Source organism: Actinomycetota bacterium, assembly GCA_030776625.1.
Classification (GTDB): Bacteria; Actinomycetota; CADDZG01; order CADDZG01; family WHSQ01; genus MB1-2.
Map to the genome: position 1 here is coordinate 83,857 of JALYHL010000005.1, position 23,118 is coordinate 106,974.

At 67.0% G+C, this 23,118-nt stretch carries 22 protein-coding genes; 16 read left to right on the forward strand and 6 right to left on the reverse strand.

From position 1 onward, the window contains the following. Positions 1–5: 5 nt before the first annotated feature. Genes M3N53_09535 through M3N53_09555 form a run of 5 tightly spaced genes read right to left on the reverse strand, consistent with a single transcriptional unit; the run spans position 6 to position 4,659 of the window. Positions 6–671, reverse strand: a complete 666-nt coding sequence (locus tag M3N53_09535; protein ID MDP9068564.1) for a chlorite dismutase family protein — start codon at positions 669–671, stop codon at positions 6–8. A gap of 30 nt (positions 672–701) precedes the next feature. Further along, on the reverse strand, positions 702–2,075 hold the full coding sequence (hemG, locus tag M3N53_09540) for a protoporphyrinogen oxidase (GenBank protein MDP9068565.1): 1,374 nt from the start codon (positions 2,073–2,075) through the stop codon (positions 702–704). Continuing rightward, complete coding sequence (gene hemH, locus M3N53_09545) at positions 2,075–2,986, reverse strand: ferrochelatase (protein MDP9068566.1); 912 nt, start codon at positions 2,984–2,986, stop codon at positions 2,075–2,077. The genes hemG and hemH overlap by 1 nt, the downstream gene beginning before the upstream one ends. After that, positions 2,983–4,023 (reverse strand): uroporphyrinogen decarboxylase, encoded by a 1,041-nt coding sequence (hemE, locus tag M3N53_09550; GenBank protein ID MDP9068567.1) that lies wholly within the window; start codon positions 4,021–4,023, stop codon positions 2,983–2,985. The genes hemH and hemE overlap by 4 nt, the downstream gene beginning before the upstream one ends. Before the next feature lie 18 nt (positions 4,024–4,041). After that, positions 4,042–4,659 (reverse strand): hypothetical protein, encoded by a 618-nt coding sequence (locus M3N53_09555; GenBank protein ID MDP9068568.1) that lies wholly within the window; start codon positions 4,657–4,659, stop codon positions 4,042–4,044. Positions 4,660–4,712: 53 nt separating this feature from the next. On the opposite strand from M3N53_09555, the gene glmM reads away from it, so the two are divergent. The 15 genes from glmM to M3N53_09630 all read left to right on the forward strand — a co-directional run bounded on the left by glmM (position 4,713) and on the right by M3N53_09630 (position 20,714). Continuing rightward, the gene (gene glmM, locus M3N53_09560) at positions 4,713–6,038 is read left to right on the forward strand and encodes a phosphoglucosamine mutase (GenBank protein ID MDP9068569.1); all 1,326 of its coding nucleotides are present in this window, start codon (positions 4,713–4,715) and stop codon (positions 6,036–6,038) included. A 294-nt stretch (positions 6,039–6,332) separates the two neighbouring features. Continuing rightward, a complete protein-coding gene (gene glmS, locus M3N53_09565; GenBank protein MDP9068570.1) occupies positions 6,333–8,165 on the forward strand; it encodes a glutamine--fructose-6-phosphate transaminase (isomerizing) in 1,833 nt (610 codons plus the stop codon). Continuing rightward, positions 8,162–9,730 carry an NAD(P)H-hydrate dehydratase gene (locus M3N53_09570; GenBank protein ID MDP9068571.1) on the forward strand — a complete coding sequence of 523 codons (1,569 nt, stop codon included), beginning with the start codon at positions 8,162–8,164 and terminating at the stop codon, positions 9,728–9,730. The genes glmS and M3N53_09570 overlap by 4 nt, the downstream gene beginning before the upstream one ends. Further along, a complete protein-coding gene (gene alr, locus M3N53_09575; GenBank protein ID MDP9068572.1) occupies positions 9,711–10,871 on the forward strand; it encodes an alanine racemase in 1,161 nt (386 codons plus the stop codon). The genes M3N53_09570 and alr overlap by 20 nt, the downstream gene beginning before the upstream one ends. Next, positions 10,868–11,908, forward strand: coding sequence for an alpha/beta hydrolase (locus tag M3N53_09580; protein ID MDP9068573.1), 1,041 nt, complete (start codon positions 10,868–10,870; stop codon positions 11,906–11,908). The genes alr and M3N53_09580 overlap by 4 nt, the downstream gene beginning before the upstream one ends. Further along, positions 11,905–13,008, forward strand: a complete 1,104-nt coding sequence (locus M3N53_09585; GenBank protein MDP9068574.1) for an aminopeptidase — start codon at positions 11,905–11,907, stop codon at positions 13,006–13,008. Before M3N53_09580 ends, M3N53_09585 begins: the two co-directional genes overlap by 4 nt. A 60-nt stretch (positions 13,009–13,068) precedes the next feature. Further along, positions 13,069–13,719, forward strand: coding sequence for a uracil-DNA glycosylase (locus M3N53_09590; protein ID MDP9068575.1), 651 nt, complete (start codon positions 13,069–13,071; stop codon positions 13,717–13,719). Next, positions 13,716–14,315 carry a tRNA (adenosine(37)-N6)-threonylcarbamoyltransferase complex ATPase subunit type 1 TsaE gene (gene tsaE, locus M3N53_09595; protein MDP9068576.1) on the forward strand — a complete coding sequence of 200 codons (600 nt, stop codon included), beginning with the start codon at positions 13,716–13,718 and terminating at the stop codon, positions 14,313–14,315. The genes M3N53_09590 and tsaE overlap by 4 nt, the downstream gene beginning before the upstream one ends. After that, a complete protein-coding gene (tsaB, locus tag M3N53_09600) occupies positions 14,316–15,026 on the forward strand; it encodes a tRNA (adenosine(37)-N6)-threonylcarbamoyltransferase complex dimerization subunit type 1 TsaB (GenBank protein ID MDP9068577.1) in 711 nt (236 codons plus the stop codon). Further along, positions 15,026–15,577, forward strand: coding sequence for a ribosomal protein S18-alanine N-acetyltransferase (rimI, locus tag M3N53_09605; protein MDP9068578.1), 552 nt, complete (start codon positions 15,026–15,028; stop codon positions 15,575–15,577). The genes tsaB and rimI overlap by 1 nt, the downstream gene beginning before the upstream one ends. Then, positions 15,574–16,713, forward strand: coding sequence for a tRNA (adenosine(37)-N6)-threonylcarbamoyltransferase complex transferase subunit TsaD (tsaD, locus tag M3N53_09610; GenBank protein MDP9068579.1), 1,140 nt, complete (start codon positions 15,574–15,576; stop codon positions 16,711–16,713). The genes rimI and tsaD overlap by 4 nt, the downstream gene beginning before the upstream one ends. A 96-nt stretch (positions 16,714–16,809) precedes the next feature. Continuing rightward, positions 16,810–17,292, forward strand: a complete 483-nt coding sequence (locus tag M3N53_09615) for a hypothetical protein (GenBank protein ID MDP9068580.1) — start codon at positions 16,810–16,812, stop codon at positions 17,290–17,292. Between the two features lie 156 nt (positions 17,293–17,448). After that, on the forward strand, positions 17,449–17,751 hold the full coding sequence (gene groES, locus M3N53_09620; GenBank protein ID MDP9068581.1) for a co-chaperone GroES: 303 nt from the start codon (positions 17,449–17,451) through the stop codon (positions 17,749–17,751). A 29-nt stretch (positions 17,752–17,780) separates the two neighbouring features. Further along, on the forward strand, positions 17,781–19,427 hold the full coding sequence (gene groL, locus M3N53_09625) for a chaperonin GroEL (GenBank protein ID MDP9068582.1): 1,647 nt from the start codon (positions 17,781–17,783) through the stop codon (positions 19,425–19,427). Positions 19,428–19,862: 435 nt separating this feature from the next. Beyond that, entirely contained in the window at positions 19,863–20,714 is an 852-nt protein-coding gene (locus M3N53_09630) for a GNAT family N-acetyltransferase (GenBank protein ID MDP9068583.1), read from the forward strand. Here M3N53_09630 and M3N53_09635 read toward each other — a convergent pair. Further along, positions 20,711–21,823 carry a peptidoglycan DD-metalloendopeptidase family protein gene (locus M3N53_09635; protein ID MDP9068584.1) on the reverse strand — a complete coding sequence of 371 codons (1,113 nt, stop codon included), beginning with the start codon at positions 21,821–21,823 and terminating at the stop codon, positions 20,711–20,713. The two genes, M3N53_09630 and M3N53_09635, sit on opposite strands and share 4 nt — an antisense overlap. 416 nt (positions 21,824–22,239) lie before the next feature. On the opposite strand from M3N53_09635, the gene M3N53_09640 reads away from it, so the two are divergent. After that, positions 22,240–23,004: a hypothetical protein gene (locus M3N53_09640; GenBank protein ID MDP9068585.1), complete on the forward strand. Its 765-nt coding sequence runs from the start codon at positions 22,240–22,242 to the stop codon at positions 23,002–23,004. Positions 23,005–23,118: the final 114 nt, after the last annotated feature.

Genomic DNA, 23,118 nt, shown 5'->3' on the forward strand with positions numbered 1-23,118 from the left:
TCCTCCTAGGTGAGGTCGTGGATCGCGGCGGCGACATCCTTGCGGATCCCCGTGTAGAAGGGGATCTCGACCTTGGTGTAGCGCCGGGCCTCCGTGGCGCGGAGCCGGCGGATCAGCTCGACGATGCGCTCCGGCGCGTCCGCCTCGAAACACAGCATCCACTCGAAGTCACCCAGCCCGAATGCGCTCGTGGTGTTCGCCAGCACGTCGGGGAACTCGCGCCCCGCCTCGCCATGCTCCCGAAGCAGCCTGCCGCGCTCCTGCGGGTCGAGCAGGTACCACTCCGGCGTTCGGACGAAGGGATAGACGGTCATGTACTTCTTCGGGTCGGTGCCTTTGACGAAGGCAGGCCGGTGATCCTTCGCGAACTCAGCGGGTTGAACGACGCCCAGGAAGGTGTCCACCGGAACCAGCCGCTGGCCGAGAGAGCTCCGCTTGAGCTCGACCAGCAAGTCGTGGATGCGATCTACCGAAGACGAGGTGAACCAGAACATGATGTCGGCTCGGGCGGTGAAGGCGGCGGTCGAGTAGACGCCGCGCACGTGCACGTTGTCTTGCGCCTTGGTGAAGATCTCCTCGAGCTCCGAAGAGAGCTGCTCAGGACCGGCGTCCGATGCGACGCCGGAAGCCGCTTTGAACACGGCGTAGTTGGCGAACGCGAGATCGGACACACCTGTTCCTTTCGTTATTTACCCCGCGCCTCAGCCTAACGCCCGGGGTGCTCCTGTCACGATAGAGACGGCGCGTTCGGCTTGCGCGATGCAGTCCGGGATCCCCGAGCCTCTGTAGCTGGCGCCTGCGACCGCGATTCCCCGCATCGCGCTCAGCCCGGCCTCGATCCGCGTCAGCCGGTCGAGGTGACCGACCTTGTAGACGGGCATCCCACGGTCCCACCGCATCACGTGTGCCGCTTCCGGCTCCGCGTTTACAGGAAGCACCCGGGCGAGGTCTTGTAGGACCACGCCCGTCAGGTCCCGGTCCGCGAGCTCTAGGGCTGGATCTCGCCCCCCGCGACCCACGAAACAACGGATCGTGATGCGCCCGCTCGGCGCCGCGTGATGAGGCCACTTCGTCGAGAACCACGTGCAACCCGTCAAGGTCATGCGCTCTGTCCTCGGTATCAGGACACCGCTTCCGCTCCCCGGCGTCCCGATCGCGCCGCGCGGGAACAGCAGGTTGATGACGGCCGACGAGGCATGTTGGATCCCGCCCAGTTCGTCGGCGACGTCGGGCGCGAGGGGCCGCAGCAACTCGGCGGCCGCATCTGACGGTGTGGCCACGATGACCCCATCCGCTCGAAGCGTCTCGTCCGCCAGCTCGATGTCGAAGGCGGTCGCCGACCGGCTAAGCGCCTGCACGGCGGCCGACCGGCGGATGTCGACCGCGGGCATCGCGTCCTCGAGAGCCTCGATGATCCGGTGCATGCCCGCCCGCGGAGCGACGAAAGCGGGTGTTGCGTGGGCGGCAGCGGGCATCGTCCGCTGCAATCCGCGGATGATGCTGCGACTGCAGCGCGCTGCGGTATCGACGGGGGGGATCGCGGCCGCGAGGCTCATCTCCTCGGTGTCACCCGCCCGCGTCCCGGCCAGGATCGGGTCCACCAGCCGATCCAGCACCTGCGCGCCGAGCTGCCGGCGGGTGAAGGTCGCGACCGACACGTCCGGCCCCGTGAGACGTCCGGGTGAGACGAGATCCAGCCCCGCGCGCAGCTTCCCTCTCGTCGTCAGCAGGTCGTTCCGCATCAGTTGACCGATCGAGGTTGGGAAGCCGAGAACGGTTCCGGACGGGAATCGTTGCAGGCGGCCCCCGCTATAGGCCCACGCGCCGAAGTCCGCCGGAGAGGCGAGTTCTTCCGCTAGACCGATCTCGCGGCACAGCCGCAGGGGCCGGTCATCGCGAGGGAGGAACGAGTCCGCGCTCAGCTCGATCCGCGCGTCCTCGAGACGGATCGTGTCGATCTTCCCGCCGACCCCACCGCGAGCTTCTAACAGCGTGACCTCTGTACCCGGCTGCTGCGATGCCCTGAATGCAGCGACGAGCCCGGTTATCCCGCCGCCGATGACGACGAGGTGCATCAGCCGGCTGCTGCGAGACAGCGGCGCACGACGGCGGCGACCGCGTCCAGGAACTCTGGGTCCTGGTTCGGCGCGCGCGTCCGCGCAAGAACCATCCCCGCGCGATCTGCGGCGGCGGCGGCCTCGATGTCGATGTCGTAGAGAACCTCGAGGTGGTCGGCGACGAATCCGCAGGGACAGACGACGATCGCGTTCGTTCCGAGCGCCGACTCCGCCTCGATGATCTCCAAGATGTCGGGGCCCAACCAAGCCTCCGGCGTGCGGCCCGCGCTCTGCCAGCCGGTGCGCCAGCGTGCAACGGAGGCCGCGCGCGCGACGGCCTCTGCGGTCTCTGCGAGTTGTCTCGGGTAGGGATCGTCCTTTTGCAGGATCCGCTGGGGAAGGCTGTGCGCGCTGAAGACGACGAGCGCGTCCCGCTGCACCTCCGACGGCAATGAGCTCAGCGTCTCCCTCACTCTCTCCGCCAGCCACTCGATGTATCCGGGCTCGATGTGCCAGCTCTCCACCATCGTGAGCGTGCCTGTCCATCCGATCGCGTCGGCCGCGATCCGGGCTCTGCGCTCGTAGTCGCCGACGCTCATGGTGGAGAAGTGAGGCGCGAGGACGAGCCCGATCGCGTGTTCGATGCCGTCGCGCTGCAGCTCCGCCATGGCATCCGCGACGAATGGTGGGGAGTGCTTCTGGCCCACGTATGCGGGCATGCCGACCCTCTCGGAGATCCCTCTCGCCTGAGCGCGCGTGATCTCCAGCAGCGGCGATCGGCCGCCGATCGCGCGGTAACGACCCGTCAGCTCTTGCAGCAGCTCCGGCGGTGGCCTCACTCCGCGTCTGATGTCGGTGTAGTAGCGGTCGACGTCGTCAAGGTCGATGGGTGTCCCGTACGCCATCGCGAGCACGGCCGCTCGCGTCATCCCGGCACCTCCCACGAGTGCACGAGCTCGACGAGCGCCGTGAGCACGCCCGGGTCGGTCTCGGGCAGGACCCCGTGTCCCAGGTTGAAGATGTGTCCCCGGCCCCCACCGCGTTCGAGTACGTCGGTCGCGGCCCGCTCCAGCACCTCTCGCGGCGCGAGGCACACCGCTGGATCGAGGTTCCCCTGGACGGGCATCGCGTGCGGCACCCGCCGCCGCGCCTGGTCGAGCGGCACCCGCCAGTCGACGCCCATGACGTGGGCGCCCGTTCGGCTCATGTGGCTGAGAAGCTCGCCGGTGACGATGCCGAAGTGGATCGTGGGCACGTCGAGGTCGCGCAGCCCCTCGAAGATCGTCTTGACCCACGGCATCACGTGGCGCTCGTAGGCGTGCGGGTCGAGGTGTCCGACCCAGCTGTCGAACAGCTGGACCGCCTGGGCCCCGGCCTCCACCTGCGCCCGGAGGTACAGGAGCACGCTGCGGGACAACAGGTCCATGAGCGCTTCCCACGCATCCGGCTCCCCGAGCATCATCGCCTTCGTGCGCGCGTGGTTCTTCGACGGACCGCCCTCGATGAGGTAGCTCGCCAGCGTGAAAGGTGCTCCCGCGAAGCCGATCAACGGGACCTCGAGCTCCTTGCGCAGCAGCCTGATCGCCTCCAGCACGTAGTCCACGTCGGACTCGGGCTCGAGCAGCCGCATCGACGCCACGTCGGTGCGGGAGCGGACGGGACCTTCGATCACCGGGCCGACACCGGCTTTGATCTCCAGCGGGATGCCCATCGCCTGCAACGGCACGACGATGTCGGAGAAGAGGATCGCAGCGTCGACGCCGAGGCGACGCACCGGCTGCAGTGTCACCTCCGCCGCCAGCTCCGGGTGCCGGCACAGCTCCAGGATCGTGTAGCGGTCCTTCAGCGCCCGGTACTCGGGAAGGCTCCTGCCGGCCTGGCGCATGAACCACACCGGCACGGCGTCGACCGGCTCGCCGCGGCATGCGTGAAGGAATCGGTTCGTTGCGTTCGACAGCGCGATCAGGGGGGCCTTTCCTCGGAGCTAGCGGGGGACTTCGCGGGGCGCAGCCGGGATCTTCAGACCCAGCGACGCTAGTTCCAGCCTCGCCAGGGGCTCGTAGTCACCATTCTGCAACGCGGCCGCGGGATCGGCGCATACCCGCTTCAGCTCGTAGAGAGGCTGGCGGCTGACCGCCCTCAGCGCGAACAGATGGAGGTCATCGGCGTCTATCCGGAGGCTATCCGCCGCGGACGCCTCCCGCACCCACCGCAGTCGATCCGGCAGGTACTTGTACGCGACATAGGAGATCGGGATGACCGCCAGAAGCGTCCCCAGCCACAGCGCGAGCGCGTGCACCACGTCTTGCTGGGCCTCGCCCGCCCGTTGCAGCGCGGCCCCCGCTTCTCCGGCGGCGCCGAACGGCGCCTGCAGTGAGGGCCCCACGAGAGGGACCTCCGCGACCTTGGCGCTGATCTCCAGCAGCGTGCCCGCGAAACCTTCCCCGGCGCGCTCGACCGCCCTCCCCGGCTCCGCCAGGCGGTCCACCAGAGCCCGCACATGGAAGCCGATGCGAACCCACAACAAGACCCAGGCGACGAGCGAGAGGTCCTGGAGGATCTGGCGGTTCCGGAAGCGCGGCACCTCGGCGTACAGCTTCACGCTCGCTTTCTACCGCGGCACCGCCGCGACGGCGACCTGCGAAGATGCGTCACATGCCGAAGCTCTTCGGAACCGACGGGATCAGGGGCGTCGCCAACCGGGACCTGACGCCGGATCTTCTCCTTGCGCTGGGTCGCGCCGCCGGCGTGGTGCTCGCCGAGCGTGGCCCCGTCGTGGTTGGCCGGGACACCCGGCTGTCCGGCCCGATGCTGCAGTCCGCTCTGGTCGCGGGGCTGTGTTCGGCGGGCGCCGAGGCGCGTCTCGCGGGGATCATCCCGACACCCGCGGTCGCCTTCTTGACGACCGCGGAGAAGGCCCGCGCCGGCGCCGTCATCTCCGCGTCGCACAACCCGGTCGCCGACAACGGGATCAAGTTCTTCTCCGATCTCGGCTACAAGGTCGGCGAGGACGTCGAAGACGCGATCGAACACGCCCTGGTGGACGTCCCGACGGAGCTGCCCGAGGGACGAGATATAGGCACCGCCTCGCCTCTCGAAGATGGAGTGGAGCGGTATCTGGAGCATCTGCTCGGCGCCGTCGACGAGCCTCTGTCGGGGTTGCGCGTGGTGCTGGACTGCGCGTTCGGAGCCGCCTACGCGGTAGCGCCGCGCGCCTTCAAAGGGGCCGGAGCGACGGTGTCGGTGCTGAACGCAGAGCCGGATGGCTCCAGGATCAACGTGAGCTGTGGCTCTACCGATCTTGCACAGGTATCACGGGAGGTGGTCTCGACCGGGGCCGACATCGGGTTCGCCTTCGACGGCGACGGCGACCGTGTGCTCGCTGTAGACGAAGAGGGGCGGGAGGTCGACGGGGACCGGATCCTCGCGCTGTCGGCGCTGCGGCTCAAAGAGAAGGGAGAGCTAGCTCACAACCTGGTCGTCGGGACCGTCATGTCCAACCTAGGCTTCCGCCGCGCTCTGGCCGAACGTGGGATCGAGGTGAGCACGCCTCCGGTAGGCGACAGACACGTCGTTCAGGAGATGCTGGACACGGGCGCCGTCATCGGGGGCGAGCAATCGGGTCACATCGTCTTCGCACAGCACAGCACGACCGGTGACGGCGTCCTGACCGCGCTGCAGGTTGCGTCTGCCGTCGCCGCGTCCGACCAGAAGCTGTCGAGCCTCGCCCACGTCTTCGAGCCGTTCCCTCAGATACTGATCAACGTGCCGGTGCGGTCGCGCGACGCGCTGGAGGGGGCCGACGCGCTGTGGCAGCAGGTCGCAGAAGCCGAAGCGCGCCTCGGCGAGGACGGCCGGGTGCTGCTTCGGGCGTCGGGGACGGAGCAGTTGATCCGAGTGATGGTCGAAGCCGCCGATGGCACCGTCGCTCGCCAGACCGCAGAAAGCCTGGCGGGCGCCGTCACTAGCCACCTCGGTTAGCCGCGCCGACGGACCGTTCCTGGGTATCCTGGTGGCGAGAGGAGTAGTGCAGGACCGGATCTAGCGCCAGGGCTCACCGTTGGAGGCGGTGAGTCGACGAGGTAGGGGATCTCGGAGGACCGGCGGGAACTGGAGCCGGCCCACTCGGCGGGTGACCCTCGGCCGGCCACGGTCGTGACGGTGCCGACAAACCCCGGGAGCGATCCCGGGTCACAAACCGGCATCGGGGTGGCCCTCTCTGATACTGCTGAAGCGCGTGCTTGCTCGCGCCTACATAAAGAGAGGTGACGCCCGATGTGCGGCATCGTTGGTTACGTGGGTGACCGATCCGCGCTCCCGATCCTGATCGAGGGGATGGAGCGTCTGGAGTACAGAGGGTATGACTCCGCCGGGGTCGCGGTGATGAACGGCGGCGTGTCCGTGGCGCGCAAGGCGGGTCGGTTGAGCCAGCTGGAGGCCGAGCTCGAGGGCCGGGATCTTCCGGGGTCGCTCGGGATCGGCCACACGCGTTGGGCGACGCACGGCGCGCCCACGGATCAGAACGCTCATCCCCACCAGGATTGCAGCGGCAAGATCGCGCTGGTCCACAACGGGATCATCGAAAACCATGACGTCTTGAGGGCTCGGCTCGTCTCGGAAGGCCACAGCTTCGAATCCGAGACCGACACCGAGGTGGCCGCTCACCTGATCGAGTCGATCATCCAGAAGGAGTCTTGCTCTTTGCTGGAGGCGGTGCTGGAAGCGGTCAACGTGCTGGAGGGAGCTTTCGCACTCGTGTGCATCAATTCCGACGAGCCCGACCGAATCATCGTGGCGCGCCAGGAGCCGCCGATCATCGTGGGGGCGGCGAACGGAGTGGGACTGGTCGCGTCTGACATCCCCGCGTTGCTGAAGCACACGCGCGACGTGATCCCTCTCGACAACCGTCAAGTAGCGGAGGTGACGCGCGGGTCGGTTCGCATCTTCACGTTCGCGGGCGATGAAGTGACCGCGGAGCCCGTGCATGTCGAGTGGAACATGGAGGCGGCCGAGAAGGGTGGCTACGAAGACTTCATGTTGAAGGAGATCTTCGAGCAGCCCGACGTGGTCCGCGACACCCTGCGCGGCCGCGTCGATGATCAAGGCCGCGTCAAGCTGGACGAGGTGCACTGGGACGATGACACGCTGCGAAGGGTCTCTAAGGTCGTCGTCGTGGCATGCGGCACGTCGTTCCACTCCGGGATGGCGGCGAAGCACTCGATCGAGCACTACACGCGCATCCCTGTGGAGCTCGATCTCGCGTCGGAGTTCCGCTATCGCGACCCGGTGCTGGACGAGACCTGCCTGGTGATCGGCATCGCGCAGTCGGGGGAGACCGCGGACACGCTGGCGGCTATCCGGTTCGCGAAGGAGATGGGCGCCAAGGTCGTCGCGATCACTAACGTGGTGGGCTCGTCCATCACCCGCGACGCCGATGCGGTTCTCTTCACACACGCTGGGCCAGAGATCGGCGTCGCGGCGACCAAGACCTTCCTGGCGCAGCTGGTTGCGCTGAATCTGTTCGCTCTGTACCTCGCGCAGCAACGCCAGAGCATGGAGGCGGAGAAGGTGGGTGAGACGCTGGCCGCGCTGGAGGCGCTTCCGGATCAGGTGGAGGAGGTGCTTCGGATCCAGGGTGAGGTGCAGCGGGCCGCGAAGCGATACGCGGACGCGTCGGACGTGATCTTCATCGGGCGAGGCGTCGGTACCGCCGTTGCGCTCGAGGGCGCGCTGAAGCTCAAGGAGATCTCGTACATCCACGCGGAGGGTTATCCCGCAGGAGAGTTGAAGCACGGTGCGATCGCGCTGCTCGAGCCGGGGGTGCCTGTGGTCGCGGTGCTGACCGGTGCGAAGCTCTACGACAAGATGCTCGCGAACGTCGAGGAGGTCCGGGCCCGCGGAGCAGAAACGATCCTGGTGGCGCCACAGGGGGACGAGCGGGCGAGGGCACTGGCGAATGAGATCTTCGAGGTGCCGGCTACGAAGCCGCTGCTGAGCCCCGTACTGGACACGGTTCCGCTCCAGCTGTTCGCATACTTCATCGCGAAGGAGCGGGGACTGTCGCCGGACAAACCACGGAACCTGGCTAAGAGCGTCACGGTCGAGTGAGACCTCTGGTCACGCCGGCCGAGATGCGGCGGGCGGACGAGGAGGCGATCTCTGGCGGGACTGCGGCGACGGTGCTGATGGACCGCGCCGGACGGGCCGTGGCGCGTGTCGTCTTGCGAGAGACGCGTGGGCGCTACGGCAAGAGGGTCACGATCGTCTGCGGGAAAGGCAACAACGGCGGTGATGGTCTGGTCGCGGCGCGCGTGCTTCATCGCGAGGGGCTGCGCGTGGTGTGCTGCATTCTTTTCGATCCCCGGGAAGCCACGGGTGCAGCTAAGTTCCATCTGGATCTTCTGAGGGCGAGCGGTTGTCGTGTGACGGTGTTCGACGCCCGACACCTGCAGAGCGACGTCATCGTCGACGCGGTGTTCGGGACCGGGTTCAGAGGCGAGATCACCGGAGCCCCGCGCGAGGCGCTCGACGCGGTCGCGCAGATGGCGCGGAAGACAGCCGGCGAGCGGCGTCCGCGCGTCGTCTCCGTGGACGTTCCGTCTGCGGGACTCGTGCCGGCGGACGTCACGGTCGCGCTGGGCGCCGAGAAGTTGCAGACGTTCTTCGACGACGGCGCTCGCGAAAGCGAGGTCGTCGTTGCGGACATCGGCATCCCGGTCCGGGGCGGGACCGTATTCGTGGTCGACCCGGAGGACATCCAGGCCGCGCTGCCGCGACTCGATCCCGACGACCACAAGACCTCGCACGGGACCGTCGTGGTGCTGGCGGGCTCCGATCGAACGACCGGTGCCGCGTTGCTCGCGGCGCGGGCCGCGGCCCGGATGGGCGCGGGCTACGTCACTCTCGCCTCGACGCAGAGGGTGATCGATGCTGCGCATGTCACGTTGCCCGAGGTGCTGAAGGAAGCCGTGGCGCCGCGAGAGGTTCTGGGGCCGGACGCACTCGACCATGCCGCCGCCGCTCTGGATCGATCGGATGCAGTGGCTCTGGGCCCGGGCCTGGGCACCGGCGACCAGCAGAGGCAGCTGGTGGAGCGGGCGCTGCGCGAGGTCGCGCAGCCGCTGGTCCTGGATGCGGACGCCCTCAACGTGCTGGCGGGACGGAGCGACATCTTGGCGGAGCGGGATGCGCCGCTGGTGCTGACCCCACATTCGGCGGAGCTGGGCGGGCTGCTCGGGAGGAGTACCGCGGAGGTCGTCGCGGACCGGGTGACGGTCGTGCTCGAGGCGGCGGAGCGGTTCGGCTGCGCGGTCGTCTTGAAGGGTCGCAACACGTTGGTCGCAACGAGATCCACAGTCACCGCCGTGGCCGCGGCACAGGGGCCGGCAACTGCCTACGCGATCCCAGCGGGAGGACCCGAGCTCGCGACGGCGGGGACCGGAGACGTCCTCACCGGCGCGCTCGCGGCGCTCCTCGCGCGGCACCGAGAGGCGCCGGCAACGACCGTGACCGCGGCAGCCTGTTACGTCCACGGCGTAGCCGGGTCCGTAGCGGCGGAGCGGGTCGGAGCGACGGGTGTTATGGCGTGGGACGTGTGCGAGGCGCTGCCGGAAGCCGTCCGGCGCCTACGCGCCACCTACGCTCCTTACCACCATGTCTTTGACGAAAGCTGAGATCGAAGCTCGCGGGCATCCGGTGTGGGCGGAGGTCGACCTCGATGCGATCCGTCACAACGTGCGCACGCTCGCTGCCGCGGCCCCCGGCGCCGAGCTGATGGGCGTGGTGAAGGGCTATGCGTACGGCCACGGCAACCCGCAGTCGGCGATCGCGATGCTGGAGGCGGGGGCGACGCGGCTCGGGGTGGCCCGGGTGGCCGAGGGCCTTCACCTCCGGGAGGCGGGAGTCGACGCCCCGATCCACGTCTTCACCGAGCCTCCGCCCGAAGCTATCCCCGCGATGCTCGATCGCCACCTCACGCCAACCGTGTACACGGAGCCGTTCGCACGAGCGGTATCCGGTGCGGCGATCGAGCGGGGTTCCCGCGTCGGGGTCCATCTCAAGATAGACACGGGCATGCACCGCGTCGGGATCCCTGCAGAAGACGCCCTCGCGGCCGTGCGATCGCTCGCCACTCTCGATGGGGTAGAGGTCGAAGGCGCCTGGAGCCACCTTGCGGTTGCCGACATCGCCGACCACCCGTTCACCCGCATGCAGCTAGAGCTTTTCGAACAGGTGACCGAGGAAGTGGAAAAGGCGGGGGTGAAGCTTCGATACCGCCATCTCGCGAACTCGGCCGCCACCATGAGCGACCCGAACACACACTTCGACCTGGTGCGGTGCGGGGTCGCGACCTACGGCTTGTGGCCAAGCCGCGATCTATTCGGGGTGCTGGAGCTGCGACCGGCGCTGTCGCTCCGCGCGCGCATCAACATGACCAAGATGCTGGAAGCCGGTGCCGGTGTCTCTTACGGATTGCGCTACTCGTTGGAGGAGCGGAGCCGGGTCGCTACGATCACGGCGGGTTATGCCGATGGTTACGACCGCCGGCTGTCGGGACGAGCCGACGTTCTGATCGCGGCCCGGCGGTACCGCGTCTCAGGCACCGTTTGCATGGACCAGTTCATGTCGGACGTGGGCTCGGACGACGTGGCCGTCGGCGACATCGCTACCCTCATCGGCGCAGACGGCGACGACGCCGTGACCGCAGAGGAGCTCGCCGTGCACATAGGCACGATCAACTACGAGGTGACGACGAGGATCCCGTCCCGCGTCCCGCGCATCTTCTTGAACGAACGCAAGGGCGAGGCCGGATGAGAAAGAAGGGGCTGCTAGCGCTTGCGGGCACCGCCGTCGGCCTCGGAGCCGGAGCCGTCGCGCAGCGGTCCGTGGTTAGCCGCCGTCGACGCAACGACCCGGAGGCGGGTGAGCCCTTCGGCACCAGACGGGGCGATCGACAGCGGCTGATCCACCGTCCCGACGGAGCCGACCTCTTCGTAGAAGAGGCGGGCCCGGAGACTCCCCGAGGAGCTGTGTTCGTCCACGGCTCTGCCCTCCGAACCGATCTGTGGCACTACCAGATGAACGGCGTCGGCGAGCATCGCCTCGTGTTCTTCGATCTCCGCGGCCACGGCCGCTCCCAGCCGAAGGGTGACGCCGAGTTCTCGATCGAGAACCTGGCGCGCGACCTAGAGGCGGTCATCGACGACTCCGAGCTCGAGGAGGCCGTCATCGTCGGACACTCGATCGGCGGCATGATCGCCCTGCAGCTGTGCTGCGTGCGGCACGAGTGGCTGGGGGGCCGGATCAAGGGGCTCGTTCTGTCCAACACGACCTACCGCCCCGCCTACGACACCTCGATCGGCGGCGCCGTCGTTTCCAAGGTCGAGCGGGTGATCCGCAACCCCTTGGACATGCTGGGGAGCTATCACGGCGGCGTCGACCGACTGCGCAAGATCGTGAGGCCGACAGATTCGCTGTTCCTCGCCGTCTCGTTCGCGGCTTTCGGCCCCCACGCCTCGGCGAAGCAGATCGACTTCACCTACGACATGCTGGCCGACACGCCGTCGGATGTCCTTTTCGATCTCGTGAAGTCCTATCGCGACTACGACGTGACGGATCTACTCGGGGGCGTGACGGTGCCGGTTCTCGTCATCACCGGGACTCACGACAGGCTCACCGTTCCGAAGGCGTCGGAGTATCTCGCGCGACACCTGCCGAAGGCGGAGCTGCAGGTGCTCGAGGGGTGTGGCCACATGACCATGCTGGAGCGGCACGACGACTTCAATGACATGCTGCAGAGGTTCATGAGCGACGTACTCGGTCCGGAGCCGGCGGCGAGAAGAGCCATATGAGGGACCAACGCGTCGAGACGGTGGCAGACATCCTCGTCGACTACTCGGTGGCGGTGCGCGAGAACGACCTTGTATCGATCCGCGGCTCCTATGCCGCAGAACCTCTCATGCTGGCTCTGTACCGGCGTTGCCTCGAACGTGGCGCCCACCCGATCCTTCGCGCGACGCTGCCGGCCGCGCAGCCTCTGCTGTACAGGTTTGCGAAGGATCACCAGCTCGAGTACGTGTGGGAGCCGGAGAAGTGGTACGTGGAGAACCTCGACGTCGAGTTCTCCATCATCAGCGACACCAACACCCGACACCTGTCGAAGGTCGACCCCGCCCGCCAGGTCATGGCGGCGAAGGCGCGTCGTCCCATCTTTGACCGCCGCATGGAACGCGGCGCGGCGGGCGAGCTCAGGTGGAACGTGACGCTGTTCCCGACGGAGGCCATCGCGATGGACGCCGAGATGAGCCTCGAGGAGTACGAGGACTTCTACTACGGCGCCTGCCTCGTAGACGCGGACGACCCCGTCGGTGAATGGAAGAAGGTAGCCGAGCGGCATGTTCGCCTGCTCGAGTGGGTGAAGGGACGTCGGGAGGTGCACCTGGAGGGGGAGGGAACCGACCTCTACCTCGACATCACCGACCGCACCTTCATCCCCGCTGATGGGACCTCGAACTTCCCCGACGGCGAGATCTTCACGGGGCCGGTCGAGAGCGGGACCAACGGCATCGTTTCGTTCACGTACCCCGCGCTCTACGGAGGCCAACTGGTAGAGGGGATCCGGCTCGAGTTCGCCGACGGCAAGGTCGTCGCCGCGAGCGCCGAGAAGAACGAGGAGTTCCTGATCAAAACGCTCGACACCGATGCGGGGGCCAGAACCCTGGGCGAGCTCGGTATCGGGACCAACTTCGGGATCACCGCCTTCACCGGCGAGATCCTGCTGGACGAGAAGATCGGCGGCACCGTCCATCTCGCGGTCGGCGCCTCTTATCCGGAGACCGGCGGGACCAACCACTCCGCGGTCCACTGGGACATGGTCTGCGACCTGCGCAGAGGCGGGCGCATCACGGCCGACGGCGAGACGCTCGTCGAGAACGGGAAGTTGGCGGTCTAGTCCCGCAGCGCCGTCCGCCGAGAACCGTCGCCGGAGCCGCCGGTTCTGTACTGTCACTGCATGCCGCAGCTCTCGGGGGATCGGGTCGAGATCGAGTCGGTGCGAAGCCGGGCGCTGAGTTGCACCAGATGCCGTCTCTCGGAGAGCCGGACCCAGGTCGTGTGGGCCGGCGGCAACCTCGACTCCGACGTGATGCTGATCGGCGAGGGTCCGGGGTTCCACGAAGACCGCGAAGGAGAGCCGTTCGTAGGAGCCTCGGGACAGCTCCTGGACCGTCTGCTGGCGGAGGTTGGCCTCGATCGTTCCTCGGTTGCCATAGTCAACGTTGTCAAGTGCCGGCCGCCGGGCAACCGCGACCCGCTGCCGGACGAGATCGACGCGTGCCGCCCTTACCTGGAGGCTCAGCTCGAGTACATGCGACCCGACGTGATCGTCACGCTCGGGAACTTCGCCACGCGGTTCATGATCGGGGAGCCGATCGGGATCACCCGGGCCCGCGGGCGGCTGTTCCGGTACCGCGGTGCGACCGTGGTCCCCACGTTCCATCCGGCCGCGGCGCTTCGCGGCGGCAGCGACCGAGGCATCCCGAGGATCGACGCGATCCGCCAGGATCTGGCGACGGTCAAGGTGCTGGTGCAGCAGGCTCGGTCCCGTCATGTCGCGCACGCGCCGCAACCTGCGAGCGCGCACCAGCTGGGGTTGTTCGAGTGACGCAGCGCGCGCTTGTCTGCACCACCTATTCGGCGGAAGAGACTCGCATCGTTGGGGCGTCGCTGTCGCCGGTTCTCCTGCCGGGTGACGTGATCAGCCTGAGCGGTGACCTCGGCGCGGGGAAGACCGCCTTCGTCCAGGGGGTGGCCATCGCTCTGGGGGTCCAGAGGGGCGTCACCAGCCCAACCTTCACGATCGTTCACGAGTACCAGGCCAGGTACCCGATCATCCATCTCGACGTGTACCGGTTGAACTCGTTCCAAGAGGTCATCGACCTCGGGTTCGAGGAGTACCTCGACCCGGAAGCGATCGTCCTGATCGAGTGGGGCGAGGCGATCGCGCCGATGCTTCCTCGTCGGCATCTGGAGGTGGACCTCCGGCGGGCGGCGGATCCGTCGGCCGAGGAGGAGCGGTGTCTGATCTTCAGGCCGCACGGCCCCGAGTGGGTGCGGAAGGTCCAAGCGATGCGATCGACCGCCGAGACGTTGCTGAACGCGGCCGCGGCCGGGACCCGCACCGGCCCGCGCTTCGTCGTCACCGCGGATCCCCTGCCACGCGACGATAGGGACCTCATCCGCGACGACGGGGAGAGCTAGATGCTGGTCCTGGGTATCGAAACCTCGACTCCACAGGCGAGCGTGGCCATCGGTTCGGAACAAGGTGTGGTCGCGAGCGCCATGGTGTCGCGCGGCGCGAACTACAACGAGTTCCTGTTGCCGGCGATCCGGTTCTGTCTCGAGGAGGCGCGGCTGGGATACCGCAACCTGGGGGCGGTGGCGGTCAGTCTCGGTCCCGGGTTGTTCTCGGGTATGCGTGTGGGCGTGGCGACGGCGAAGGCGATCGCTCAGACGCTGTCGTTGCCGATGGTTGGTATGGCCAGCCTGGACCTCGTGGCGTACGAGCTCCGTTACTCCTCGAAGACCATCTGCGCGGTGCTCGACGCGCGTCGCAACGAGGTCTTCCACGCCTTCTATCGCTCGTCGCCGGGTGGCATCCAGCGCATGACCGAGTACAGGGTCGAGAAGCCGGGTCAGTTGGCGATCGGGATCGCCTCGCGTCCCGAAGAGGTGCTGCTCGTGGGCAACGGCGCCTTGCTTTACCGGGAGATGTTCGAAGACCTGGGAAGCGTCTGCGAGGTCGGGACGATGAGCCACGCCTTCCCGAACGCCCGCTCGCTCGTGGAGCTGAGCCTGCCGCGGTTGTTCCGGGAGGACTTTGACTCTCCCTACGACCTGAAGCCGCTCTACTTGCGCCAGTCGGCGAGGCGCATCCAGTGGGACCGCATCCGCACGGAGAGGTCGGCCTGATGGCGCAAGCCCGGCAACCGGAGCCGCCGCCGGATCCCGTCGTCGACGTAGAGCTCACCCGCATGCGACGCCGGCATCTGCGCAAGGTGCTGACGATAGAAGCTCGCGTCTACCCGCGCCCGTGGAGCCCGTCGTTGTTCCTCTCGGAGCTGGCGCAGCGGTCGTCGCGCTCCTACCTCGTCGCCAGACATGAGGGAGAAGTCGTCGGCTACAGCGGGATGATGTTCATGGGGCGCGAGGCCCACGTCACGAACATCGCGGTGGATCCCGATTTCCATGGGCGCAGGATCGGGACCCGGCTCCTGCTGACGGTCATCACCGAGGCGATCGCGCGCGGCGCGGAGGTGGTGTCGCTGGAGGTACGGGTGTCGAATCACGTCGCGCAGGCGATGTACGTGAAGTTCGGTTTCTCTGTTGTGGGCACCAGGAAGGGTTACTACATCGAGACGAACGAGGACGCCTTCATCATGGAGGCTCCCGACGTCGGTTCGACCAACTACCGGCTGCGCTTGCGGCAGATCAGAGACGAGCTCGAGAGCAGCGCGCGATGAACGACGTCCCGCGCGACCCGATGGGAAGGCCACTCACCGGTGTGGATCTGCCGCCGATGAGCGAGGAATCAACCCTCACTGCACCACGCACCGCGGTGCAAGATCTCCCGGTCGAAGAGTGGGACGAGAGCACGTTGGTGCTCGGGATCGAGACCTCGTGCGACGAGACCTCCGCGGCGGTCGTGAAGGGAGGGCGAGAGATTCTCTCGAACGTGATCATCTCGCAGGGCGACCTGCATGGCGAGTATGGCGGCATAGTCCCCGAGATCGCCGCGCGCGCACATGTGGAGGCCCTGACTCCAGTCATCGGTGAGGCGCTGCTGCGCGCCGACGCCACGTTCTGGGACCTCGATGCCGTGGCCGCGACCCTCGGCCCTGGCCTGATCGGCTCGCTCCTCGTCGGTGTCGCCGAGGCGAAGTCGATCGCGGCGGTCCTCGAGATCCCATTCGTGGGCGTGAACCACCTCGAGGCGCACCTGTACTCGAACCTCCTGGTAGATCCCGAGGCGAGGTTCCCCGCGCTCGCGCTGGTGATATCGGGCGGACACACGATGATCGTTCACGCGCTCGCCGACGGCGACTACGAGATCCTCGGAACGACGATCGACGACGCGGCCGGCGAGGCCTTCGACAAGGTCGCCCGCTTCCTGGGGCTCGATTACCCCGGCGGCCCCGAGATCGACCGGCTCTCCCTGCTGGGGAACCCGGCGGCGGTCAAGTTCCCGCGCGCTATGGCGACCGAGCCCGGCTTCGACGTGTCCTATTCGGGATTGAAGACCGCGGTGATCAACCACGTCCGCAGGCTGGAGGCGGCCGGGGATCCGGTGGTGATCGAGGACATCGCTGCCTCCTTCCAGCAGGCAGTCGTCGACATCCAGGTGGCCAAGACGCTTGCCGCGGCGGAGCAGGTGGCCGCGGAGCGGGTGTTCCTGTGCGGGGGCGTCGCCGCGAACTCCGGGCTGCGGCAGGGACTTGCCGACGGCTGCGCCCGCAGGGGCATCAAGGTGACGGTCCCTCCGATGGAGCTGTGCACGGACAACGCTGCCATGGTGGCCGCGTGTGCCACCGCCATGATCCGCAGGGGCCGAACCACCTCCCTGGACGCGGCTCCGGACCCGAACCTCCCGCTGGTCTAGCCGGCGACAACGCCGGATATGGCCACCTCCGGCAGGACATCGCCCGCTTCCGCCGAACCTCCTGGCAGTGGACGGTTCCTCTACAAGGAGAGCACGATGAGGTCCAAGTACATCCTGATGGCGCTGGTCATGGCGCTCGTCGCATCATCGATGACACCGGCGCTTGCCGGGAAGAAGAAGCCCAAGCCCTACAAGAGTCCCGACGGCGTCATCGCGGTCGCGCACACGATGTTGTTCGCCTCCACCGGAGAGGTGAACTCGGTCACGGCGAACGAGTTCGAGGCCCGCTGCGAGATCCCCGCCACGAATGGTCTCGACGCGTACGTCTACGAGGTCCCCAAGGCATACCAGAAGATCCAGTCGAACATCCTGGCGACCGCGGACTCGCAGGTCGGCCACGACCTCTATGCCTTCTTCTACGACAAGGACTGTGTCCTGCTGCCGACGTCGGTCCAAGCCGGCGCCGTTGTGGGAGAGAAGAACGACGCCGAGGGCATCATGCCTGCGGGCGTCAGCTGGGTACTGCTGGCGAACTTCGCCGGCGACCCCGCCGTGGTGCGCTTCGAACTGAAGCCCTAGCCCGCGGCGCCTCGAATCGAGGCATGATTTCGATCTGAACCAGCGGCCCCTCCGGGGGCCGCTACCGCGTTTGACCATCTTGGGCACGCGGGGCTATCCTTAGCACTCGCACCTTTGGAGTGCTAAACCCGCAGGACAACCCGCAGGAGGTAAAGCATGGCCACTGCCACCAAGACGATCAAGCCGCTGGAGGACCGCATCCTGGTCCGTCCCGACGAGGGCGACGAGACGCTGCCGTCGGGCCTCGTCATCCCCGACACCGCCAAGGAGAAGCCCCAGGAGGGCACCGTCCTCGCCGTCGGCCCCGGGAAGCGCAGCGACACCGGCGACCTGATCCCGGTCGACGTCAAGGAGGGCGACAAGGTCCTGTACTCGAAGTACGGCGGCACCGACATCAAGGTCGAGGGTGAGGACCTCCTCATCCTGTCGGCACGCGACGTGCTCGCGATCGTCGGCTAAGCGATCCCCAACAGAAACGGAGAGTCTGAATGTCAAAGCTAGTCAAGTTCGATGAGGAGGCGCGGCGCGGCCTCGAGGCGGGCGTAAACCGCCTCGCCAACGCGGTCCGCGTGACGCTCGGCCCTCGGGGCCGCAACGTGGTGCTGGACAAGAAGTGGGGCGCCCCGACGATCACGAACGACGGGGTAACGATCGCCAAGGAGATCGAGCTGGAGGACCCGTGGGAGAACATGGGCGCGCAGCTCGTGAAAGAGGTCGCGACCAAGACCAACGACGTCGCGGGTGACGGCACCACCACCGCCACCGTGCTCGCTCAGGCGATGATCAAGTCCGGGCTTCAGAACGTCGCGGCCGGCGCTAACCCGATGTCGCTGAAGCGCGGTATCGAGCAGGCCGTCGAGGCCGCGATCGGCTCGATCAAGAGCCAGTCGCGCGACGTCGAGGGCCGCGAGGAGATCGCGCACGTCGCTTCGATCTCCGCGAACAACGACCCCGAGATCGGCGAGATGGTCGCCGAGGCGATGGACAAGGTCGGCAAGGACGGCGTGATCACGGTCGAGGAGTCGAACACCTTCGGGATGGAGCTCGAGCTCGTCGAGGGTATGCAGTTCGACAAGGGTTACATCTCGCCGTACTTCATCACCGACCAGGACCGTATGGAGGCCGTGCTCGAGGATGCCTACATCCTCTTGGCGCAGAGCAAGATCTCGACGGTCCGGGACCTGCTGCCGGTCCTCGAGAAGGTCATGCAGTCGGGCAAGCCGCTCGTCATCGTCGCCGAGGACGTAGAGGGCGAGGCGCTCGCCACGCTGGTCGTCAACAAGATCCGCGGCACGTTCACCTCGATCGCCGTCAAGGCCCCCGGCTTCGGTGATCGCCGCAAGGCGATGCTGCAGGACATCGCTATCCTCACCGGCGGCCAGGTGATCTCGGAGGAGATCGGTCTGAAGCTGGAGACCGTGGGCCTCGAGATGCTGGGGCGCGCCCGCAAGGTCGTCGTGACGAAGGACAACACAACGATCGTCGAGGGCGACGGCAACGCCGACGAGATCAAGGGCCGCATCGAGCAGATCAAAGCCGAGATCGACCGCACCGACTCCGACTGGGACCGCGAGAAGCTTCAGGAGCGTCTCGCCAAGCTGTCCGGCGGCGTCGCCGTTCTGAAGGTCGGGGCGGCCACCGAGGTGGAGCTGAAAGAGAAGAAGCACCGCATCGAGGATTCCGTCTCCGCCACGCGTGCCGCGGTCGAAGAGGGCATCGTCCCCGGTGGTGGCGCAACGCTGGTTCGCTCGAGGGAGGCCATCGAGGCGCTCGACCTGCAGGGCGATGAGTGGGCCGGTGCCCGGGCCGTGATCGAGGCGCTGGACGCGCCGCTGCGGTGGATCGCGCAGAACGCCGGTCTGGAGGGTGGGGTCGTCGTGGACCGGGTCCGCAACGAGAAGCCGGGCCACGGACTGAACGCTCAGACCGGCGAGTACGTCGACCTGCTCGCGGCAGGCATCATCGACCCCGCGCGCGTCACGCGTTCCGCTCTGCAGAACGCCGCGTCGATCGCCGGCCTCTTCCTCACCACCGAGGCCACGATCGTCGACAAGCCGGAGGAGAACGGCGGCGCTGCCGCCGGCGGCCACGACCACGGTATGGGCGGTATGGGCGGCATGGGCGGCATGATGTAGTCGACCGGTCACGCCTTCGGCGTGAACGGTCGCGTGCTGGGTCAGGGCCTAAAGGCCCTGCCGCAGTAGGCAATGAGAGAAAGCGGCTTCGCCGCTGATCCCATTTCATCGCTGCGGTAAGTGCAAAACCCGCACTAACCGCAGTGCCGGTCAGCCTTCCGATTGATCGGTTCAGAACCAGAGGGCCCGGTCGAAGAGACCGGGCCCTTTAGATTTGGCCCCGCAGCGGCGAGCCGCATCGCCCTACGGGGCCGACGCTCGCTTCGCTCGGGTAGAAGACACGTCCCCCACGGGCGACGACGTCCCACCGCTGCTCGTCTAGGAAGGAGAGTGTCGTTGACCGGTTTACCTCCCGAGTTCTCGGTGCGGCCGGCTCGTCTTGAGGACGCGGCTGCTCTCGCTGCTCTTATGGCGGCCGCGGATAGGAGCGAAGGCTTGGAGCCTTGGCTTTCCCAGACCGATATCCGCGAGGACCTGGAGGATCCGCATCTCGACCTCGAGACCGATACATGGGTGGTCGAGGATGCGGGAGAGGTGGTCGGTTACGGCGGCCTCTGGGACCTCCGTGAGGAGGAAGCCGAGGCGTTCGACGCGCAGTGCTATACGTCCCCCACGCACCTCGGCAGGGGCATCGGCTCCTTCTTGATCGATCGCACGGAGGGGGCGGCAGATGAGGCCGCCGGGCGCGTGCGCCGGAGGCCGCTGCTACTTCGGAACTTCGTGTCGGCGAAGAATGACACTGCGCGCGCCATGCTCGAAACGCGAGGATACCGATGTGTCCGGCATTACTTCCATATGGCCATCGCGCTCGATGACGTTGGGGAACCGCCTGCCGTTCCGGAGGGCTTGCTCCTGCGAACGTTCGAGCCCAAGAAGGATGCCGAGGCTGTTCACGAGCTGATCGTGGATGCGTTCAGCGAACACTGGAACTGGACGCCGCTTCCGTTCGAGTCCTTCCGGAAGCGGGTGCAGGAGAGCGACGACTTCGAGCCGGAGTTCACCCCGCTGATCTTCGAGGGAGACCGGCTCATCGGGGTCTCGCTGAACGGCAAGAAGGTGGGGATGGGTTGGGTCGAAGACCTCGCGGTTCGCAAGGACAGGCGCGGCCGGGGCCTGGGTGAGCTACTGCTGCGGGAGACCTTCGCGCGCTTCAAAGCGAAGGGGTGGGACAAGGTTGGGCTTGGGGTGGACTCCAGCAACGCCACCGGCGCCGTTCGGCTCTACGAGCGCGTGGGGATGCACATCACGCGTCAGTTCGACGCCTACGAGAGGGTGATAGCCCCTTAGGGCAGGTAACCCATCGGGTCGACCGGCTCGCCGTTCACACGCACCTCGAAGTGCAGGTGGTCGCCGGTGCAGGAGCCGGTGCAGCCGACGTTGCCGACGATCTCGCCCTGCGGCACCTGCTGGCCCTCCGACACTGCGAACGACGACATATGGGCGTACAGCGTCTGCACTCCTCCGTGGTCGATGATGACCGCGTTGCCGTACCCCGAGTACGACGAGGCGAGGATCACTGTTCCCGCCTTCGAGGCCACGATCGGCTGCCCCGTCGACCCGTCGATGTCGAGGCCGGTGTGCATCCGCCCCCAGCGGGGTCCGTAGTAGGAGGTGACGTTTCCGTTCAGCGGCCAGATGTAACCCTGCGAGGAACGGCCGAGAGCGGCGACCGAAGTCAGCGTGATCTTCTTCAGGAGGTCGTATTCCAACTCCTGGATCCCGGCCTCCAGGTTGCCCTCGTGCGCGTACTTCTTGCCGAGGCTCTTCTCGAGTCGCTCGAGCAGCTTCTTGAGCTTCGCTTCCCTCTCGTCGAGGCTCGCGCGGATGGATGCGTTGCGGTCCCGCGCCCCCTCCAGCTCTTCCTTGCGGTCGAAGAGCTCCTGATGGGCGGCCTCGACCTCCACCTGCAGGCGGCTGTACTCGACCAGAGCACCCGTGTTCTGCTGCGCCGCCATCCCGAGCATCTCGACCCGGTTGTCCAGTTCCGATAGAGACTTCGCGTTCAGGAGGGCGTCCAGCGTTTCGGTGGCGCCCGACTTGTAGAGAGAAACCGCCTGGCGGGTCGCGATGTTCTTGATCTTGTCGATCTCCGCCTGGGCGGCGTCGATGCGGGCCTGCGCCGTTCTCACGGCGGATTCGATCAGCGCGATCTCGGCGTTCAGCTTCGTCAACTCGTCGCGCAGCCGGATCATGCTTGCGTTGATCGCGGCTACTTCTTCCTCGAGTGACCCTGCTTTGGCCTCGTCTGCGGCGATCTCTGCCTGAAGCTTCTCGAGATCTTGCTTCTTCTTCTGGAGCTCATCGCGAGGGCCGGCGGCGAGGCTTCCGACGGCGGGGATGAGAAGGGTGCTGAGGAGGGTCAGCGCGATCCACGCGCGTCTTCCTCGGACAAACATCCTGTTTCAGCTCCTTTGTCGGCTGGTCCTTCTAGGCCCGCGAAGACCTTGATGCCATCCCTCGACCGATCCCGTTCTCCGCCGTATCGGGCGGATGGCCGGGGGCATCCTGCCACAGCTTCCGCTAGGGGGCAATCTCTCACCCTTTCGAGGGTTTCGCGACTTCTCCTCCCGGTGTCCTGGCGTTTTTCTGTGTACAGGCGGCAGAGCGCGAAGAAATCGGGCAGAGCGCGAACAATCCTGCTGTTCGGGTCTTGCGGCACGCCGCCGCGCTGACTAGATTCCGTGATGCACCCGTTGAGTCGTAAACCGGTTTCGGCCGGGAAGAAGGCTCGGCGGGTGCATCTTTTTTCCCTGCGCAGTGCCCCTGCGGGGCACTTATAGTGACTTCCACGACTAAAGCCGCTGGGGGAGCGATGAGTCAGCTGGGTCTAGAAGATCTCGAAGCGAGGATCAAGGAGCTGCCGGGTGTCCTCGGCTGCGTGATCCTGAGAAGCAGCGACGGGAGCCCGTCGGAGATCCAAGCTTTCACGCAGATAGGGACCGATCGCGACGTGATCCAGTCTCGGATCCTCGATCAGATGGCGAGCCTCGACCTTGGTTCGCCGGTGAGCCAGGTCTTCGTGTTCGAGCTGGAGGCCGAGTCCTACTTCGGCGACCTGGAGTCCCTCGAGAGAGCGGCCGAGTTCGCCGAGCAAGAGGCCGTGAGCAAGGGTCCGCTCAGCGCGGGAGGCGCGGACCAGGACCAGGGGGCAACCGCCGTTCCCTCCCTCGTTCCCGATGTGCGTCAGCCTCGAACGGACCAGGCGCCCCGACCGGCTCTGAGGCGGGTGGCGCTGACGTCGAGCAGCTGGACATCGCAGGCGGAGGTCGCTCTGGGGGGGCCGGGCAACGAGGTCGTGGGGAAGTCGTCATCCGAGAAGACCCCCCACGGTCTGAAGGTGCTCGCCGAGGCGACCTTGGAGGCCGTGCGCTCTCTGGTGACCGAGGTGGAGTTCAAGCTCCAGACCGCCGCTTTGGTCACCGTCGGGGGGCAGGAGGCCGTGCTGGTGGTAGTGCAGGAGGAGAGCAAGTTCGAGGTCCTGGGCGCCGCCTTGACCCGGGGCGGCCCCGTGACCGAGACCTGCGTCCGGGCCACGCTCGACGCGGTCAATCGCCGACTCGCCAACGTCGCGACCTAGTCACCGGGTGGCGGCCCCGGGTCGAGTTTGATAGGGTCAAGAGTGTTATAGGAGTGCGCTGGGAGTGTGCAACGGCTTGGTTGCATCTCTCGCCTCCACCCCGCACGACCCCGT